15 protein-coding genes and 1 pseudogene are annotated in these 16804 nt (G+C 58.9%); 1 reads left to right on the top strand and 15 read right to left on the bottom strand.

Annotation, left to right across the window (positions count from 1 at the left end; all coding sequences use genetic code 11):
* Positions 1 to 21: 21 nt before the first annotated feature.
* The 7 genes and pseudogenes from larB to IRT44_RS10845 form a co-directional block, all read right to left on the bottom strand.
* Positions 22 to 783 (bottom strand): nickel pincer cofactor biosynthesis protein LarB, encoded by a 762-nt coding sequence (larB, locus tag IRT44_RS10875; RefSeq protein WP_171566642.1) that lies wholly within the window; start codon positions 781 to 783, stop codon positions 22 to 24.
* Entirely contained in the window at positions 776 to 1651 is an 876-nt protein-coding gene (gene larE, locus IRT44_RS10870; protein WP_230076649.1) for an ATP-dependent sacrificial sulfur transferase LarE, read from the bottom strand. Before larE ends, larB begins: the two co-directional genes overlap by 8 nt.
* A gap of 88 nt (positions 1652 to 1739) precedes the next feature.
* On the bottom strand, positions 1740 to 2006 hold the full coding sequence (gene zapA / locus IRT44_RS10865) for a cell division protein ZapA (protein WP_171566643.1): 267 nt from the start codon (positions 2004 to 2006) through the stop codon (positions 1740 to 1742).
* A 90-nt stretch (positions 2007 to 2096) separates the two neighbouring features.
* Positions 2097 to 4519: pseudogene (pheT, locus tag IRT44_RS10860) on the bottom strand (phenylalanine--tRNA ligase subunit beta).
* 20 nt (positions 4520 to 4539) lie between these two features.
* Positions 4540 to 5574 (bottom strand): phenylalanine--tRNA ligase subunit alpha, encoded by a 1035-nt coding sequence (gene pheS, locus IRT44_RS10855; protein ID WP_171566645.1) that lies wholly within the window; start codon positions 5572 to 5574, stop codon positions 4540 to 4542.
* A gap of 531 nt (positions 5575 to 6105) precedes the next feature.
* Positions 6106 to 6921, bottom strand: a complete 816-nt coding sequence (gene rlmB, locus IRT44_RS10850; protein WP_171566646.1) for a 23S rRNA (guanosine(2251)-2'-O)-methyltransferase RlmB — start codon at positions 6919 to 6921, stop codon at positions 6106 to 6108.
* A 3-nt stretch (positions 6922 to 6924) separates the two neighbouring features.
* Positions 6925 to 7578 (bottom strand): potassium channel family protein, encoded by a 654-nt coding sequence (locus IRT44_RS10845; protein ID WP_171566647.1) that lies wholly within the window; start codon positions 7576 to 7578, stop codon positions 6925 to 6927.
* A gap of 198 nt (positions 7579 to 7776) precedes the next feature.
* Here IRT44_RS10845 and sspI point away from each other — a divergent pair, with 198 nt between their 5' ends.
* Complete coding sequence (gene sspI, locus IRT44_RS10840; protein WP_171566648.1) at positions 7777 to 8013, top strand: small acid-soluble spore protein SspI; 237 nt, start codon at positions 7777 to 7779, stop codon at positions 8011 to 8013.
* A 129-nt stretch (positions 8014 to 8142) separates the two neighbouring features.
* On the opposite strand, the gene IRT44_RS10835 is transcribed toward sspI, so the two are convergent.
* The 8 genes from IRT44_RS10835 to leuB all read right to left on the bottom strand — a co-directional run bounded on the left by IRT44_RS10835 (position 8143) and on the right by leuB (position 16732).
* Positions 8143 to 8508 carry a DUF1294 domain-containing protein gene (locus IRT44_RS10835; RefSeq protein WP_171566649.1) on the bottom strand — a complete coding sequence of 122 codons (366 nt, stop codon included), beginning with the start codon at positions 8506 to 8508 and terminating at the stop codon, positions 8143 to 8145.
* 4 nt (positions 8509 to 8512) lie between these two features.
* A complete protein-coding gene (locus IRT44_RS10830; RefSeq protein ID WP_171566650.1) occupies positions 8513 to 9130 on the bottom strand; it encodes a DedA family protein in 618 nt (205 codons plus the stop codon).
* A gap of 227 nt (positions 9131 to 9357) precedes the next feature.
* Positions 9358 to 11142: a B12-binding domain-containing radical SAM protein gene (locus IRT44_RS10825; RefSeq protein ID WP_212132701.1), complete on the bottom strand. Its 1785-nt coding sequence runs from the start codon at positions 11140 to 11142 to the stop codon at positions 9358 to 9360.
* A gap of 105 nt (positions 11143 to 11247) precedes the next feature.
* A complete protein-coding gene (locus IRT44_RS10820) occupies positions 11248 to 11754 on the bottom strand; it encodes a MogA/MoaB family molybdenum cofactor biosynthesis protein (protein ID WP_171566652.1) in 507 nt (168 codons plus the stop codon).
* 227 nt (positions 11755 to 11981) lie between these two features.
* Positions 11982 to 12713 (bottom strand): N-acetylmuramoyl-L-alanine amidase family protein, encoded by a 732-nt coding sequence (locus IRT44_RS10815; protein WP_171566653.1) that lies wholly within the window; start codon positions 12711 to 12713, stop codon positions 11982 to 11984.
* 60 nt (positions 12714 to 12773) lie between these two features.
* Entirely contained in the window at positions 12774 to 13751 is a 978-nt protein-coding gene (locus tag IRT44_RS10810) for a peptidylprolyl isomerase (RefSeq protein WP_171566654.1), read from the bottom strand.
* A 221-nt stretch (positions 13752 to 13972) separates the two neighbouring features.
* Positions 13973 to 15367 (bottom strand): sodium:solute symporter family protein, encoded by a 1395-nt coding sequence (locus tag IRT44_RS10805; RefSeq protein WP_230076648.1) that lies wholly within the window; start codon positions 15365 to 15367, stop codon positions 13973 to 13975.
* A gap of 270 nt (positions 15368 to 15637) precedes the next feature.
* Entirely contained in the window at positions 15638 to 16732 is a 1095-nt protein-coding gene (gene leuB / locus IRT44_RS10800) for a 3-isopropylmalate dehydrogenase (protein WP_171566656.1), read from the bottom strand.
* Between the last annotated feature and the right edge of the window lie 72 nt (positions 16733 to 16804).

The following is a 16804-nucleotide window of genomic DNA, read 5'->3' as shown; positions in this document are numbered from 1 at the left end:
TTGTCGGGTTGGCTCTTTTTATTACGGTTGCAGCGAGGCAGCGGCGATCTGCCGGTGAATCATGCCGGCCAGGTAGCCTGCGCCAAATCCGTTGTCGATGTTTACCACAGCCACGCCGTTGGCGCAAGAGTTGAGCATCGACAGCAGCGGGGCCAGGCCGTTGAAGTGAGCACCGTACCCGACGCTGGTGGGCACGGCGATGACCGGCTTGTCCACCAGTCCGGCAATAACGCTGGCCAGCGCTCCTTCCATGCCGGCGATGCAGATGATCACCGCCGCCTCCCTGATCTCATCCAAGCGCTGGAACAGCCGGTTGATGCCGGCCACCCCCACATCGGCGATCACTCTCGCTTCGCTGCCAAAACAGCGCACCGTCCAGGCCGCCTCCTGAGCGACCGGCCAGTCGGACGTGCCGGCGGTCACCACCGCCACGTATCCGTCCCGCACAGGCGTAAGCGGGCTGCTGGTGCCGATCAACAGTCCCGCTTCTCTCACATACTGCACGTCGGGCCACCGCGTCAGCACGGCCTCCGCCTGCTCGGCCGTCACCCGCGTGGCCAGCACGATTGTTTGATGTTCCCGCAGCCTGCTGAAAATCCCGACCAACTGTTCCGCTGTTTTGCCGGCCGCGTACACCACTTCGGGAAAACCGGTTCGCCGCGCCCGGTCGAGATCAAGCGTGGCGTACTCCAGACGGCTCGTGCCCGCAAGCAGCTCTTCCGCCTCTTCCACGCTCAATCTTCCTGCCTGCACCTGACGCAAAATCGCCGCTACATCAACCATGCGCCGCTTTCACATCCTTGTCCAGAACGGCGTTCATGCTGCCCGTCTGGTAGCCGGACAAATCCAGGGTGACATACTGAAAACCAATCTGCCGCAGCGTCCGGGAAATCTCGTCGCTATGCTCCAGCAGACGCGGAAAGTCGGCTGGGTCTACCTCAATGCGGGCGATTGCATCGTGATGGCGCACGCGCACCTGATGAAAGCCGAGACTTATCAGATACCCCTCTGCTCTGTCAATCTGGTCGATCTTTTCCAGGGTGATTGGCGAGCCGTACGGGATGCGCGACGACAGGCAGGCAAACGACGGCTTGTTCCAGGTGGGCAGCCCCATGGCCCGGGACAATTGGCGTATCTCCTCCTTGAACAAGCCGGCTTCCTGCAGCGGGCTGCGGACACCGCGCTGGACGGCGGCCAATCGTCCGGGACGATAGTCGCCCAGGTCATCCATATTGGCCCCGTCGCAGATGACGGCATTCCATTGATTTTCTTCCGCCAATCGGCCGAGATGCTCGTACAATCCGTCTTTGCAGTAAAAACAGCGGTTGACCGGATTGGCGACGAACTGCGGATTTTCCATTTCGCGGATCTCGGTGGTCACAAAACGGGCACCCAGGCGTTTGGCCAACTGCCTGGCCGCTTCAAACTCCCGCGTCGGGAACGTCTCCGACGCCGCGGTCACGGCGATCGCCTCATCGCCCAGTTCCTGGACGGCGCATGCCAGCAAAAAGGTGCTGTCAACGCCTCCGGAAAACGCGATCAGCACGCGCCCCATATCGCGCAGCAGCCCGCGCAGTTTTTCCTCTTTTTCTGCGAGAGACAGCCGGCGGGCCGCCTCCCGCAGCGCTTCTCTGTCCATCTCCTGACCCATCTTTTGCCCACGCCCCTCTTATTGACAAGCTTTTTCGCGACAATGGGAAAAGAGAGGCATACACTGCCCCTCTTTTTATGTGATTCGTCTATGCTTGGTTCGCGTCGTCATGCAGGATCTTCAACAGTGCCTCGTACTCCTGTCGCAGGCGGAAGTACTCGTCCGCAATGTTGACCGCGGTGAGCACGGCGATTTTGGCAGTGTCCAGGCGATGGTTGCCCTTGGCGATTTCATTCATCTTGTCATCGACGAAACCGGCCACCATGCGGATATGGTTTACGCTTGCCTTTCCGCTCAGCCGGTATTGCTGGCCAAATATATCAACCGTCAACCGATTTTTCCCATCACCTTGCACGAAGGCTTCCTCCTTCAACACTACTCTGCGACTTTTGTACTCCTGTATCTTTTTTAGGTTACTGAAAATGTCAGAATCCGTCAAGGTCCCTTACATGCGCAGTTCCGCGCCCGTTTGCGCCTTCAGTGCGTCCACGACGGCGGCAGTCACCTGCTGGATTTCGTCGTCCTGCAGCGTCCGTTCCGGATGGCGGAAGACGAGGGAGAAGGCGACGCTCTTCTTGTCGGCGGCGATGCGCTCCCCGGTGTAGACGTCAAACAGCGTGAGCGATTCCAGGAGCTCTCCTGCCGCCTGGCGAATCGCCGTTTCGAGAGCGGCCGCCGGCACACTGCGGTCCACTACCAGTGCGAGGTCGCGGGTCACGGCCGGGAACTTGGGCAGCGGCTTGTAATAGCCTGCATCCTCGACTGCTGCTGCCAGCTCCGTCAGGTCGAACTGAAACACGTACGTTTCCGACACGTCGTAGGTTTTTTCCAGTGCCGGGTGAATCTGTCCGAGATAGCCGAGACGCCGCTCGCCGACCCATACCTCCGCCGTGCGGCCGGGGTGCATGCCAGCCAGATCGGATGCAGGCTTGTAGGTCGCACCGACAATTCCCAAGCGGCTCAGGAGTGAGTCAACCAGTCCCTTGACGAGGTAGAAGTCAACCGGCTGGTTTGCGCCCATCCAATTCTGCGGCAGCCACTGCCCGGTCAAAGCTGCCGCCACGTAGAGGCGTTCCTCGGGAAGCTGTGTCAGCTTTTCTTCTGTGGTCAGAAAGACACTGCCCAGTTCAAACACGGCCACATCGTGGTTTTGCCTGTTTTTGTTGTAGGCGATCGTCTGCAGAAGGCCAGGGATCAGGCTGGTGCGCAGCACGCTGTGCTCTTCGCTCATCGGCATGGCCAGCGAAATCGGCTTGGCGTCAATGCGGTGCAGACCGGCTACATCCCCCACCCGCTCCGCGTGAACCAGGGAGTAGGTAATCGCCTCGTGCAGTCCCGCGCCAATCAGGTGGTGGCGAATTGTCCGGCGCAGACGCTGGTCGGGGTAAGCTGCCCCTGTGTGGCCTGGCCGCTCGGCAAGCTGGTCGGAATGTTGTCGTAGCCGTACAGGCGGGCCACTTCCTCCACCAAATCCTCCGGCAGGGTGATGTCACCGCGGCGGGTCGGTACGGTGACCGTCCAGGTGCTGCCGTTCTGCTCATACGAAAAGCCCAGGCGGTCGAAAATTGCGGAGACGTCCGCTGCGGTCAGCGACGTGCCCAGATGCTGGTTGATCTTCTCCAGCGCAACCGTTACGACGGCCGGCTTCACTTCACGGACAACAGCCGACGCCACTCCTTTGGAGACGGCCGCGCCCGACAACTGCTGGATCAGCGCAGCAGCCCGCTCGCCTGCTTCCTGGACGCGCGCCTGATCGACGCCTTTTTCCCAGCGGACGCATCCTTCCGTGCGCATGCCCTGGGTCCGAGCCGTGCGGCGAACCGTCTGCGGCGTAAACCAGGCGGCTTCCAAAATGATTTCCGTCGTCTCGTCGGTGATCTCCGAGTTGGCGCCGCCCATCACGCCGGCGATGGCCAGCCCTTTTTCCCCGTCGGCGATCAGCAGGGTCTGGCTGTCCAGCGTTCGCTCCTGATCGTCCAGCGTGACCAGCTTCTCCCCGTCTTGTGCCAGGCGCACGACGATGGCGCGGTCTTTTACCTTGGTCGCGTCAAACGCGTGCAGGGGTTGGCCGTATTCCAGCATGACGTAGTTGGTCACGTCCACGACGTTGTTGATCGGCCGGATCCCCGCCGCCATCAGGCGGTTTTTCATCCACTGCGGCGAACTGGTGATTTTCGCTCCGGTAAAGTGGCGTCCCACGTAGCGGTAGCAGTGATCGTCCGCTTCGATGCGCACGCTTACCGGATTGTCGCCGCCGTTTTCGGTGACGGCAATCTCCGGCAGCTTGACCTCCCGGCCGAGAATGGCTGCCACTTCGTAAGCGACCCCGATCATGCTGAGGCAATCGGAACGGTTTGGCGTCAAGCCCAGCTCCAGCACGTAGTCGTCAAGCCCCAGGTAAGAGACAGCATCCATGCCCACTTCGGCGTCCTCGGGCAGGACCATAATCCCTTCCTGCTGGTCTTTGGCCAGCAGCTTGTCATTGAGGCCCAGTTCCTTGGCCGAACAGATCATGCCGTGCGACTCCACGCCGCGCAGCTTGGACTTCTTGATGTGCAGGCCGCCCGGCAGTTTCGCTCCGATCAATGCTACCGGCACTTTTTGTCCCTGCGCCACGTTGGGCGCACCGCAGACGATCTGCAGGTCCTCGCCCTGTCCTGCATCCACGATGCAGACGCTCAGGCGGTCGGCGTCCGGATGCTTGCTGCGCTCCTTGACGTACCCGACCACTACGTTGGAGACGCCGGCGTTGCGCGGCTCTACAGTCTCCACTTCAATCCCGCTTCTGGTCAGCTTTTCCGCCAGTCCGTACGGGGTGATATCGTGTAAATCCACGTATTCCGACAACCATTGGTACGATACCTTCATCTCTGAAACGACTCTCCTTTCTAGCCTCGGTTGAACTGCCGCAGGAAGCGCACGTCATTGGTGTAGAAATGGCGAATGTCCTCTACCCCGTACTTCAGCATGGCGATGCGCTCCACGCCCATTCCGAAGGCAAACCCGCTCACTTCCTGCGGATCATAGCCGGCCATTTCCAATACGCGCGGGTGCACCATGCCGGAGCCGAGAATCTCGATCCAGCCCGTCTGCTTGCAGACGCGGCAGCCGTCTCCGCCGCAGCTGAAGCACTGCAGGTCCACTTCCGCGCTCGGTTCGGTGAACGGGAAAAAGCTGGGGCGCAGGCGGATTTGCTGGTTGGCCCCGAACATCTGGCGGGCAAACGTGAGCAGAATCCCTTTCAAGTCGCTCATGCCAATGCCTTTGTCGACGACCAGCCCTTCGATCTGCGTAAACTGGTGGGAGTGGGTGGCATCGTCGTCGTCGCGCCGGTACACCTTGCCCGGAGAGATGATTTTTACCGGCGTCTGGCCGGCCTTTTTCAGCATGGTGCGCGCCTGCACCGGAGACGTCTGGGTGCGGAGCAAAATGTCCTCCGTCAGATAGAACGAATCCTGCATGTCGCGCGCGGGATGATCCTTGGGCAGGTTGAGCATCTCGAAGTTGAAATGATCCGTCTCCACCTCGGGCCCTTCGGCAATTTCAAAGCCCAGACCGATGAAAATGTCCTCGATCTCTTCGATAATGCGGGAAAGCGGGTGCATCGTTCCGGTCGGAACCGGACGGCCGGGCAGTGTAACGTCCAGCGTTTGCGACGCCAGTTTGGCTTCCAGCGCTGCTTGTTCCAGTGCGGCCTGCTTGTCGGCAAACGCCGCTTCCAGCGCCGCGCGCACCTCGTTGACGAGCTGGCCGACGACAGGCCTCTCTTCCGGCGAAAGGCTGCCCATTCCGCGCAGAAGCTCGGTCAGTTCACCTTTTTTCCCCAGATATTTGACGCGCAGGTCTTGCAGCTGACCCGCGTCTGCGGCCTGGCTGATCTGGTCCAGCGCCGCCTGTTTCATCTCCTGTAACCGCGTTTGCACGTTGTATCGCTCCTTTGCTCAAGATTTGCAACCTTCCTGCGGTCCCGTCCGGCTGCGGCTGCCGCGTAAACCGGGAGGGCCCCGAAAAATAGAAAAACCCGCCCCGAAAAGGGACGAGCTGTTACTCGCGGTACCACCCTTGTTAAGCAGAAGGCTTTTCCCCCAACGATGCCTGGGGAACCCAGTCTTCCGCCTCACTTTGACCATGATAACGGGAATGTCCCGGCTGCTCCTACTGGGCTCATCTCGAGCGGTTCAGAGTGCGGCTCCAGAGTGAATTCGGCAGACATGGCGTTGGGATGCTTTCAGTCTGCGGCATCTCCTCCCTGCAAACGCATGGGGCCTGCGTACTACTCTCTGTCATCGCTTTCCGTTATATTACACACATTCAGGAAAATTATAGCGCAACCCTGGCGAACTTTCAATGATGCAAATCCTGCATGCGGTCAAGCGATTTTCCAACAGGCGCTGTGGCCATGGCTTGGGACGAACGCAAGCGGCTGGCGAAGCGTGTGCAGCGGACAGCAGCCGCTACCTATGCCTGCGTCTGCGCTGCGCCTCGTAGATGAGGATGCCGGCGGCGACCGCCGCATTGAGCGATTCCGCCCGTCCGTACAGCGGGATGTGCACGAACCCGTCAGCCGCTTCGCTCACGGCACGGGAGACCCCCCGCCCCTCATTGCCGATCACGATTGCCGTTTTGCCTGTGTAATCAGCCTCGTCATACCTGAGGCTGTTTTCATTGAGGGAGGACACGATAACCCGCGCGCCTTGCCGTTTCAATTCGGCGGCGGCCTCCAGCAGCGGCCGGGAAAAAACGGGCAGCCGGTACAGCGCCCCCATCGTGGCCCGCACCACTTTGCCGTTGTACGGATCGACGCTGCCTTTGCCGAGAATCACTGCGTCGACACCAGCCGCTTCCGCCGTGCGCAGCATGGTGCCGAGGTTGCCCGGGTCCTGAATCTCGTCCAGCATCAGCAGCAGGTAATCACGTTCTTCCGCCGCCTGCAGCCATGCGTTCCAGTCGTGCTCTGTCTTTTTCACTTCGGCGACAATTCCCTGCGGTGTCTTGGTCTCCGACAGCTTGGCCAATACCGCCGCGGAAGCGGGAACTACTTCGACTTCCCCCGCGCGCCTGTCAATCGCCCGCCGGCAGGCCGGGTCCATCTCCCGGCTGCTGTCGTACAGGACGGTGATCACCTCCGCGCCGCTGTTCAGGGCTTCTTCCACCAAATGGGCCCCTTCGACGAGAAACCGCCCCTGCTCGTCCCGTCCTTTTCGCTCCAGCAGGCGGAACAACCGCTTCACCAAGGGGTTATGCACCGATTGTATGACGTCGTGCTTCATTGTCTACGCCTGCTCCTCAAATGCATTCAGATGTTTGTTGTTGCCGATGACGACCAGCACGTCCCCGTACTGGATCACCTCGTCCGGACTGGGGGCGATGTTGAACTTCTCGCCGCTTTTGATGGCGATGACGTTCACTCCGTATCGGGCGCGGATGTCCAGCTGACGCAGCGTCTTGCCCACCATCCCGGATGAGACCACCACTTCGGCCACGCTGTAATCCTCCGCCAGTTCAATAAAGTCAAGCACATTGGCGGAGATCAGATTGTGGGCGACGCGCACCCCCATGTCCCGCTCGGGAAACACCACCCGATCCGCCCCCACCTTGTACAGCACCTGACCATGCCGCTCGTTCTGCGCTTTGGCGACGATCTTTTTCACGCCCAGTTCCTTGAGGATCAGCACGGTCAAAATGCTGGCCTGAATGTCAGCCCCGATCGCGACGACGACCACGTCGAAGTTGCGAATGCCGATCTCCTTCAGCGCCCGCTCGTCGGTCGAATCGGCGGCGACAGCGTGGGTGACGTACTGGATGTTCTCGTTGATGCGCTCTTCGTTTTCGTCAATGCCCATTACTTCATAATCCATCTCATACAGGGTCCGGGCCACGCTGGAACCAAACCGGCCCATCCCGATGACGGCAAACTGCTTTGACATGCTTTTCCACTCCTTGTGCTGTGGCCACATGACCAAAACGTCCTGCCTGGGCTGCCCCATCCGGAGCACCGGCAGGGCACTTTTAATACCAAGCATTATACCACAACGCTTCCATCGGCTACAAAACGGGTATGAGCCGACGATGCGGGACGAATACTATAGGCGCAGCCATCACGACAAAAGGAGTGGATGTCCGCCATGAACATTGCCGCACTCAATCTGCGCCAGGCGATCATGTACAAAATGCAGGGCTCCAGTGCCAACGACGTGCAGGAGACGATCACGGACGCGATCGCAAGCGGTCAGGAAAAAACCCTGCCCGGTCTGGGCGTGCTGTTTGAAGTCCTGTGGCAAAACAGTGATCAGGCGACTCGGCAGAGCATGGTGCAAACAATCGCCGACCATCTGCCAAAACAGGCACAATCGCCGGTGTAAGGACGCTTGGACCAGCGGGAGAGGCGCTGTCGTCTCTCCCGTTTTACGTGCGTCACAATTACGATTCTGCATCCACCTGTTGGACGAAAACCCCCCTGCTTAGCAGGAGCGGCTTCTCTCACCAGTTGCCTATTGGTTGAGCAGACAAACCCATATCAGAACGATCTGAACTGCGCAAATGAGCGGCACCCCCGTCATGAACAGCGCATGCCGGGTCTTGTGGCGCCAGGCCAGCATGCCCAACAGCGCGCCCGCTCCGCCGCCCACCAACGCGCTCAACAGCAGGCTCGCCTCCGGAACGCGCGGTCCGCCCCGCCGCGCAGCACGCTTGTCAGCGGCCATCAGACCGGCGGCGTACACGTTCAACACCAACAGTCCCGCTGCGACAAACGGCAGACGCGACAGCCACCAGCCGCACAAAACGAGCAGCCAGCCCGCCACCCATACCGCGTTGCGGCTCTGCCTGTGCCTTGTTACCCATTTATGATGACGCATCTCTTTATTCTCCTTTTGCCCGAAAGGAGCGGCCGGCCAGAAACAAGCGGTGAACCGCCCAGCCCGCAACGAGCAGCGCGATCACGATAAACAGGGCGAAGAAGCCGTAGGTGCGGATCATCGCCACGACCACATCCACGTTTTTTCCGAACACGTAGCCAATCAGATAAAAAAGGATCGTCCACAACAACCCGATCGGATAGGACAGGACCGCGTAGCGCCGATACGTCATCCCGCCCATGGCGACGATGTAGGGAACGACGTGGCGAACGACAGGAAACAGATAGCTGAAGCAGAGGGCAAAGGTCCCGTACTTCTCCACGAGACCGGTGGAGCGCTCTACCGTATGCCTCATCTTCTCACTCTTTGACAACCATGCAAGGATCGGCCGGCCGAAGAACTTCCCCAGTAAAAACCCAATCGTCAATCCCGAGGCCACGCCCAGGTAGCCGGCAAGAAACGCGCAAACAGGGTCCAGCAGCGCCAAGGACGCCAGAAACCCGCCGGTAGCGACGACCAGTTCGTCGGGGATCGGCAAACCGACAATGCCCAGCCAGAGCAAAAAGAAGATGGCCGCATATCCATATTGCTCGATAATTGACATCAGCATGTTCATTTCCATGACGCAAAATCCCCTACCCTCGCCACTCAGCGGCATTGTTTCCTGTCCATTTCCGGCATAGTTCCTTTTTCACAATCTGTAAGTAATACGGTTCGGGGCAAAAAAAGTTACGCGTGCACCGTCATCCCGTCCGCAGGCTGCCGCGGCTGCGCGCCTTCCTTATTCCGGCCGATTGATCTGTTGCACGTCTGTTCTCCAAATTTGTATTCTGCCCCGTTTTTGTCCGCTTACGCCAATCCGCTCGCGGCGGCTTCCCGTCTCACCACGACAAAGTCGTTCTCCCGTCCGTCTTCATACGGAAAATATACCACCAGAACATAGTCCCCTTCCACCAGCTCACCCGTCTCGATCCACGTCGCAATGTCAAAGCTGATGTTAGCCAACAGTGTGTGCTTGAAGAAGTCCTTTTGCTGCGCCGCCCGCCGGGCAAAGTCAGGCGGGAGATCATCCAGCCGCTGTTGCACTGCTTCAAAGGCTGCCTGCATCTCCCGTTTGTCCAGCAGATCATCCCACCACAGCTTGCGCGGACGGTGCTTCTGCTTGCGCAGGTAGTCAAATTTCATCAGGCTGATCACGTGGTCGAGGTGCTCCACCTGCCGCGTCTCCAGGAAGCGGCGTAGCCGCACAAACAGGTCTTCCAACTGGTGGCCGATCCGGCTCCAGCCCTGTTCTTCCCAAAAATCGCCGAATGCCTGGAAGAAATCAAATGGCGTCTCAAAACAGCGGGTCACCAGCCATTCCAGTGTGGTATCCATGCGGTGGGCGTTCCAGTATTTTTCCAATACGTCCTCCACCCGCTTGATCCGCTGGATGTCGGCAAACGACAGGACGTTGTTGCCGAGAATCTCATACGGCGCCTCGTCCATGAAAATGTACCCGTGGTTGGCCGCACGCGCGCGGACGCCGGTGCCGCGCAGCATTTTCAAAAAGCCGAGCTGCAGTTCCTCCGGCCGCAGCGCAAAGACGTCGTTGAATGTCTTGCGGAAAGAGTGGTAATCCTCCTCCGGCAGACCGGCGATCAGATCCAGGTGCTGGGCAATTTTTCCCGACTGCTTGATCCGGGTGACGGTGTGGGCCAGACGATCGAAACGCTGAATCCGCTGGACCAGCCGGTTGGTCTCGTCGTTGGTGGACTGGACGCCGATCTCAAAACGGAAAATGCCGGGCGGCGCGTTTTCCGTCAAAAAGTCGAGTACGTCGGCGCGCAGGATGTCGGCGGTAATTTCAAACTGAAAGATCGTGCCGTTGTGGTTGTCGATCAAAAACTGAAAGATTTCCAGCGCGTATTTTTTGTTGATGTTAAACGTGCGATCGACGAACTTGATCGTCTTGACACCGTGCTGAATCAGCCGCAGCAGGTCGGCCTTCACCCGCTCCAGACCGAAATAGCGCACGCCGTCCTCAATCGACGACAGGCAGTACTGGCATTTGAACGGACAGCCGCGGGACGCCTCAAAGTAGACGACGCGGTTGTTCAGTTCGTCCAGGTTGTCGGCATACGGAGACGGAATCGTGTCCAGGTTTTCGATCTGCGCCCGGGGAGCGGTGAAGCGCACGTGCCCCCCCTCGCGATAGGCAATCCCGGCTACATCCCGCAGGCGGGGCGGCTCTCCTGTCCGGCGGGATTCGTCGTAGACCTGCAGCAGTTCCAAAAACGTCTGTTCTCCCTCACCGATGACGATCACGTCAATCTCCGGATGCTTCTTCAACCACTCGTCGGCGTCGTAGGTCACTTCCGGCCCGCCCAGCACCACCGGCAGGTCGGGCCGCACCTTTTTCAGGTTGCGGATCACATCGAGCGTCTCGCGGATGTTCCAGATGTAACAGGAAAAGGCGGCAACGTCGGGTTGCCGCTTGTAGACGTCGGCGACAATGTTGAGCGTCACGTCGTTGATCGTGTATTCAACCAGCTCGATGTCGGGAAACGTCGGCCGGGCGTAGCTTCGCAAGTAACGCAGCGCCAGGGATGAGTGAATGTACTTGGCGTTCAGCGTAGACAGTAAAATCTTCATGTGTCTGTCGACTCTCCTTGAAATACGTGCTTGTTCTATCCGTAACCGTAACACAAGCCGCCGGCAGCGGCAAATGAAGATCCTGGCTCCGGCGGCCCTGCCCGCCTACTTGTTCAGTTCCCGGACGACGTGCCCCAGTTCTGGCACGATCAGCCGAGTCATCGCCAGCCGCACTGCACCGGTGGAGCCTGGGGTGGAAAAAATCGCTTTTCCCTTCCGGGTGCCGGCAATGGCCCGGCTCAACATTGCCGCCGAACCGATGTCCTCGGTGTAGCTGAGCATGCGAAACAGTTCGCCAAACCCGGGCATTTCCTTCTCCAGCAGTCTGGAGACCGCCTCATACGTGTTGTCGCGCTGAGAAATGCCGGTGCCGCCGTTCAGAAGGATCACCTGTACTTCCGGATGGGCAATCCCGGCTTCGATCGCCGCTTCCACCTCCGCCGGCTCATCCTTGACGATCCGGTACAAGATCGCGGCATGGCCGGCCTCCGCCAAGAGCTCTTTCATCAGCTGTCCGCTCTTGTCCGTCTCCTCGGTGCGCGTGTCGGAAACGGTAATCACCATGCAGCCCACCCGTTTGGGGGCCCCCGCTTTGTGTTCCTGTGTGCTCATTGCCACTCTCTCTCCTGTCTTGGCAGGCTGCTGCCCTCCCCATGGGGAACAACACACCCGCCGCTTTATCGCAAACGACCCTGTCTTGTCTGAAGCCATGATACCATGGAGCGAAAAGTCTATCCAGTCGGCTGCTTGAAGCGGTGGTGATCGACGGCCATCAGGCCCGGGGCACAATGAAAGGCACCGTCCAACCAGTGACGTTGTACGGTGCCCCTGCTGTGTTATTAAAAGCCCCACCAGTACCGGTGCATCCCGTTCGCGTATTGGGTGGCAAGCGTTTGACGGAACGAGCTCTGCGCCAGTTTGGACGCATCGGAGGCGTTGGAAATGAAGCCGGTCTCGCCAAGCGTCGCCGGCATATTGGTATAGGTCAGCACGTAGTACGCATATTCCTTCACCCCTCGGTGACTGGAGAAGGAACTTTTCAATTGATTGTACGTTTCGGTAGCCAATCGCTTGCCGTTTACCGATCCCGGGTACGCGTACGTCTCGATTCCGTTGGCCGAAGTGTTTGTCGCGGAGTTGATGTGCATGGAGACAAAGAAATCGGCATTCCTGGCGTTGGCAAATGAGGTCCGGCTGGACAGGGAAACGGTAGTGTCAGAGCTTCGCGTCATGTACACCGTAGCCGGATAATTGGCCACAATGTAGTTTCTGGTCCGCAGCGCGATGTCCAGCGTCAAGTCCTTCTCTTTCAACCCGTTGCCCGTGGCGCCCGGGTCGTCCCCGCCATGTCCGGGGTCGATGACGATGATTGGATTGGCGGCCATTCGAATCGATTCCTTGTCAAAGACGCGTTTGTCCGCTTCCTCCCGCTTTTTCGGGTCGAAGTTGCGCGGGGCGGGTTCACTGTCCCACGCTGGTTCGTTGGCGATTTCCCTCTCCGCAAACGCGGGAGCGGCAGCCGCCAAGCTGCTCACAATCAGTGTGACAGCCAACATTTTTGACCATTTCATACCCATCTCTCCTTTTTCCTGGTTTTTTTCTATTCGAAACGACGAATCGTCTCGGATAGACTACGCATGCGATTGGAACAACAACTGCAACCGCACAGGCAGGTCACTCCAGAACGCCCAAAAGCGATTGTTTTTTAAATTTTCTGTAAACAGGCAGTACAGATTTGCCCTCTTCTGCTCCTCCAGCCATTTTCCGTACACAATTGATTCTTTCTCCAGATAGAGCGTCCGGTAAATCTTTTCCCTCACTTCCGCAAGGCTTTGCGTTTTGGCCGGCATTATCTCATCCGGCAAAAACCAATACGTCCACTGTTCAGAGACGATCGGACCGACGACCTGCTTTATGGGCGAGCGAAACACGGCCTCAGCAGCCTCCTCGCCGACAGTGGCGGACAGTTCGGCTTGTGAAATCCATTCGTGGAATCCGGCTCGTCCCTCCAGATCGTACTCTTTGAGGAGGGAGGGAAAACGTTCTGCACGGATGGTTTTCAGCTTGTCCATCAACGGCTTGTCAGCTTGTCCAGCCCGGACATAATAGATGGTGCGCAGTTCGGGAATGCGAAACGACTCGAGATGCTCCCGGTAGTAGCTGTTTATTTCTTCCTCGGACACGGTGATCTCCCCGGTTACCCTACGCTTCACTTCAAAACCGATCAGGGCCCGCCGTATGTTCGTGACGCTGTCCGCTTCCGTCATGTTCATCTGCCGCAGCACCTGTTCGCGCTCCTCTTTCGTGCTCCCCAACTGCTTCATGTGCTCGTCGATGATTCGCTCGTCAATCCGGACGCCCATTTGTCTCCCCATGTAGAGAACCAGTTCTTCCAAACTGCGCTGTTCCAGCAGCCTTTCCTCTTCTTCTGGCGTATGCGGCCTCCCGTGAAAATAGATGGGTTTGATTCTCTCCCAGTCATCTTTGCGAAAGATGTGGTCGCCGGCAACAAAGAGAATCGGCTGGTACACCGCCATAGCGTAGATCAGCATCGCTGTCAGCGACAGGCATGCCGCGCACAAAAAGAGCCATTTCTTGCGCGTTTTCATCCAATCACCTGCGTCTCGGTATGGATAATTTTAATAAATATGCAAAAATATACCTATTCCTATAGTAACAGGAATTTACATTTTTGGGTATATATTTTTGAATATTTTTTATTTTCCTTCTTTTGTTTTGACAATAGGGAAACGCACCTTCAAAAGCAGAACATGCAGCCTTTTGCTCATGAAAAGGCTGCATGTTTCAAGAAAAGGTATGGCCCTCCTGCTCAGCCCATCGGCCGAAGCGACGGGGTGTTGCGTGCGATCATGCGGCCGGCCAGCAATGCAGCCGCGCTCCACAGACCGCTCACGTACAGCGGATCGATGCCGGTGAGGGGCAACAGCCACCACGCCCAGACGAGCGCGAGCAACGGTGCTCCCCAGACTGCCACGACCGCCCAATGCCGCTCCACCGGTGATATGTGAAAGAGGTAGAACAGCACCGGAAAGAAGATCGTCACTCCCCTGAGCGTCATGGCCAAAAATGCCCAGTGCAGGATCAACGCGTTTTCGTCCAGGCATACCACCGCATAGGCAACTGCGATGACGACCAGTATGAGCGCCCGGGACAGGCGCAGCTTGCTCTCCTCTGAACGGAACCGGGCGGTGTAGCTCTGGATCACGTCCCGGTTGAGGATCGTGGCGATGCTCAGCGCCAGAGCCGCTCCGGTCATCACGACGGACAGGAGTATGACGGCATAAGCGGCTCCCGCCAGCCAGGACGGTGCATGGATCAGGAAAAACATCGGGACAGCCTCGCGCGGCGCCAGCTCGGGGTGGGTGTCGTGCATGAACATGCCGATCCAGGCGCTGACCAGCCCGATGAGGATGATGATCAGACCGGCTGCAATCGAACCGCTGCGCGCTTCTCGTTCACTGCGGCTCGCAAAGATAGGCTGCAGATAGGCCTGCGTGGAAAAAATCCCCACAATCATCGACGCTCCCTGCACCCATCCCAGTCCCGCTTCGGGAACCACCAGGGAAAGACGCCCCTGCTGCCACCAGCTGACAATCGTCTCACCGCCCAACGCTCCCCACAGCCAGACACCCGTTCCCAGCAGCAGGAGGATGAGCATAACCGTTTTCAGCGTGCCGACGATACTCGCCCCCATAAATCCCCCGGCCAGCACGTAGGCGAAGATCAGAACAGCGGGAATCAGCGCCAGCAGCGGCAGCGGAGCCTTCCAGAAGACGGAGACAAAGGGCAGGGCGGCCAACAACTGCGCGATCACCTGGATAAACATCCCCAGCGACAGAAACAGGCTGGCTCCAAGCTGGGCTCGTCCGCCGTACTGCGTGCCGATCAGCTCGGGCAGTGTTTCCACCTGCAGCCGGAGGAAGCGAGCGGCACACAATCCGAGCAGGATAACAGCCACCCCGCCTCCCAGCGTAAACCACACTGCGGCCAGTCCATGCCGGAAAGCAAGTTCGCCCGTGCCGACAATCGACGTGCCGCCGACAAATCCGCCGACAAGCGCACCGGCCACCATTCCCGCCGACAGCGAACCGCTGGCGTTGCTAAAGTCACTGCTGCGGCGAACGGATCGCTTGGCGATCAGGCCGGCAGCGATCGTACACGCCAAAATGGCAACAAAACTGAGCAGAAAGCCAAGCGAAGACACGATGACACCTCTTTCGCACGAATCAGGAAATTGCGACTCATTCTATGAATGTTATTAGTATATGACGAGAACCGGTACAGTGACAAGTAAAAAACCACCGTGAAGACGGACCAGCGTGTAGGCTAAGTCCATGGCACGCAGTGGCTCCTGATGAAACGGCTATGTCGCCGGCCCGGTATGCTGGAAAACGTTTTTGCCAATCGGAAAAACCCTGAGTCTCCGTCCAATCCGTCGGACGAAGACTCAGGGTCTTTTTGCGGTACTCTGCTCTTATCGGGAAATGGCCTGGCTTTGGAGAGCTTCGCGGACCAGTCTGCCCATCTCCGCCGTACCGATCGCCCGGCTGCGGTCGGCAGCGATGTCACCGGTCCGGTGCCCCGCCTCCAACACCGACCAGACCGCACGCTCCACTGCGTCCGCTGCCGCGTCCATCCCGAATGAGTGGCGCAGCATCATCGCCGCAGAGAGAATCGTTGCCAGCGGATTGGCGATGCCTTGGCCGGCGATGTCAGGTGCCGAGCCGTGAACCGGTTCGTACAGCCCAAAGCTGCCTTCCGCCAGGCTGGCCGACGCCAGCATACCGATCGAGCCGGTCAGCATCGCTGCCTGATCGCTCAGGATGTCGCCAAACATGTTTTCCGTAACGATCACATCAAACTGCTTGGGCGCGCGAACGAGCTGCATCGCGCAGGCGTCCACCAGCATGTGGGACAGTTCCACATCAGGGTAGTCGGCTGCCACTCGTTCGGTCACCTTGCGCCACAGGCGGGAGCTTTCCAGGACGTTGGCCTTGTCGACCGAGACGAGGCGCTTCTGCCGCTTGCGGGCAATGTCGAAGGCAACGCGCACGATGCGCTCGATTTCCGCTTCGTGGTAGATGCACTGGTCTTCCGCCACTTCGCCATTGGGCCCGTCATAGCGCTTTTTCTCGCCGAAGTAAATGCCGCCGGTCAGCTCCCGGACAACGATCAGATCGACTCCGGAGACTACTTCCGGTTTGAGCGAGGAGGCCTCCACCAGCGAAGGGTGCATCGTCGCCGGACGGATGTTGGCGAACAGCCCCAACGCCTTGCGGATGCCGAGCAGCCCCGCCTCCGGACGGAGATGGCCCGGATTCTGATCCCACTTGGGACCTCCCACGGCGCCGAGCATCACCGCGTCCGCCTCCTTGGCGATCCTCAACGTCTCTTCCGGCAGCGGCGTGCCGTCCGTGTCGATGGCGATTCCGCCGATCCGTCCGTGCTTGAATTCAAATGTAACTCCTTCCCGTTCCGCCACGAGGGAGAGAACCTTTACTGCTTCCTCCATGATCTCCGGTCCGATTCCATCCCCGGGCAGAACGGCAATGCGAAAGGTTTTCTTCATCGTTTCATCCCGCTTTTCCGTGTATAGTTGTTTCTATTATATAGTGGTTCTGTACGTACTCTTTTCCGAACG

The organism is Brevibacillus sedimenti, from assembly GCF_020923495.1.
GTDB classification, from domain to species: domain Bacteria; phylum Bacillota; class Bacilli; order Brevibacillales; family Brevibacillaceae; genus Brevibacillus; species Brevibacillus aydinogluensis.
This window is presented reverse-complemented; position numbering and strand designations above follow the sequence as displayed.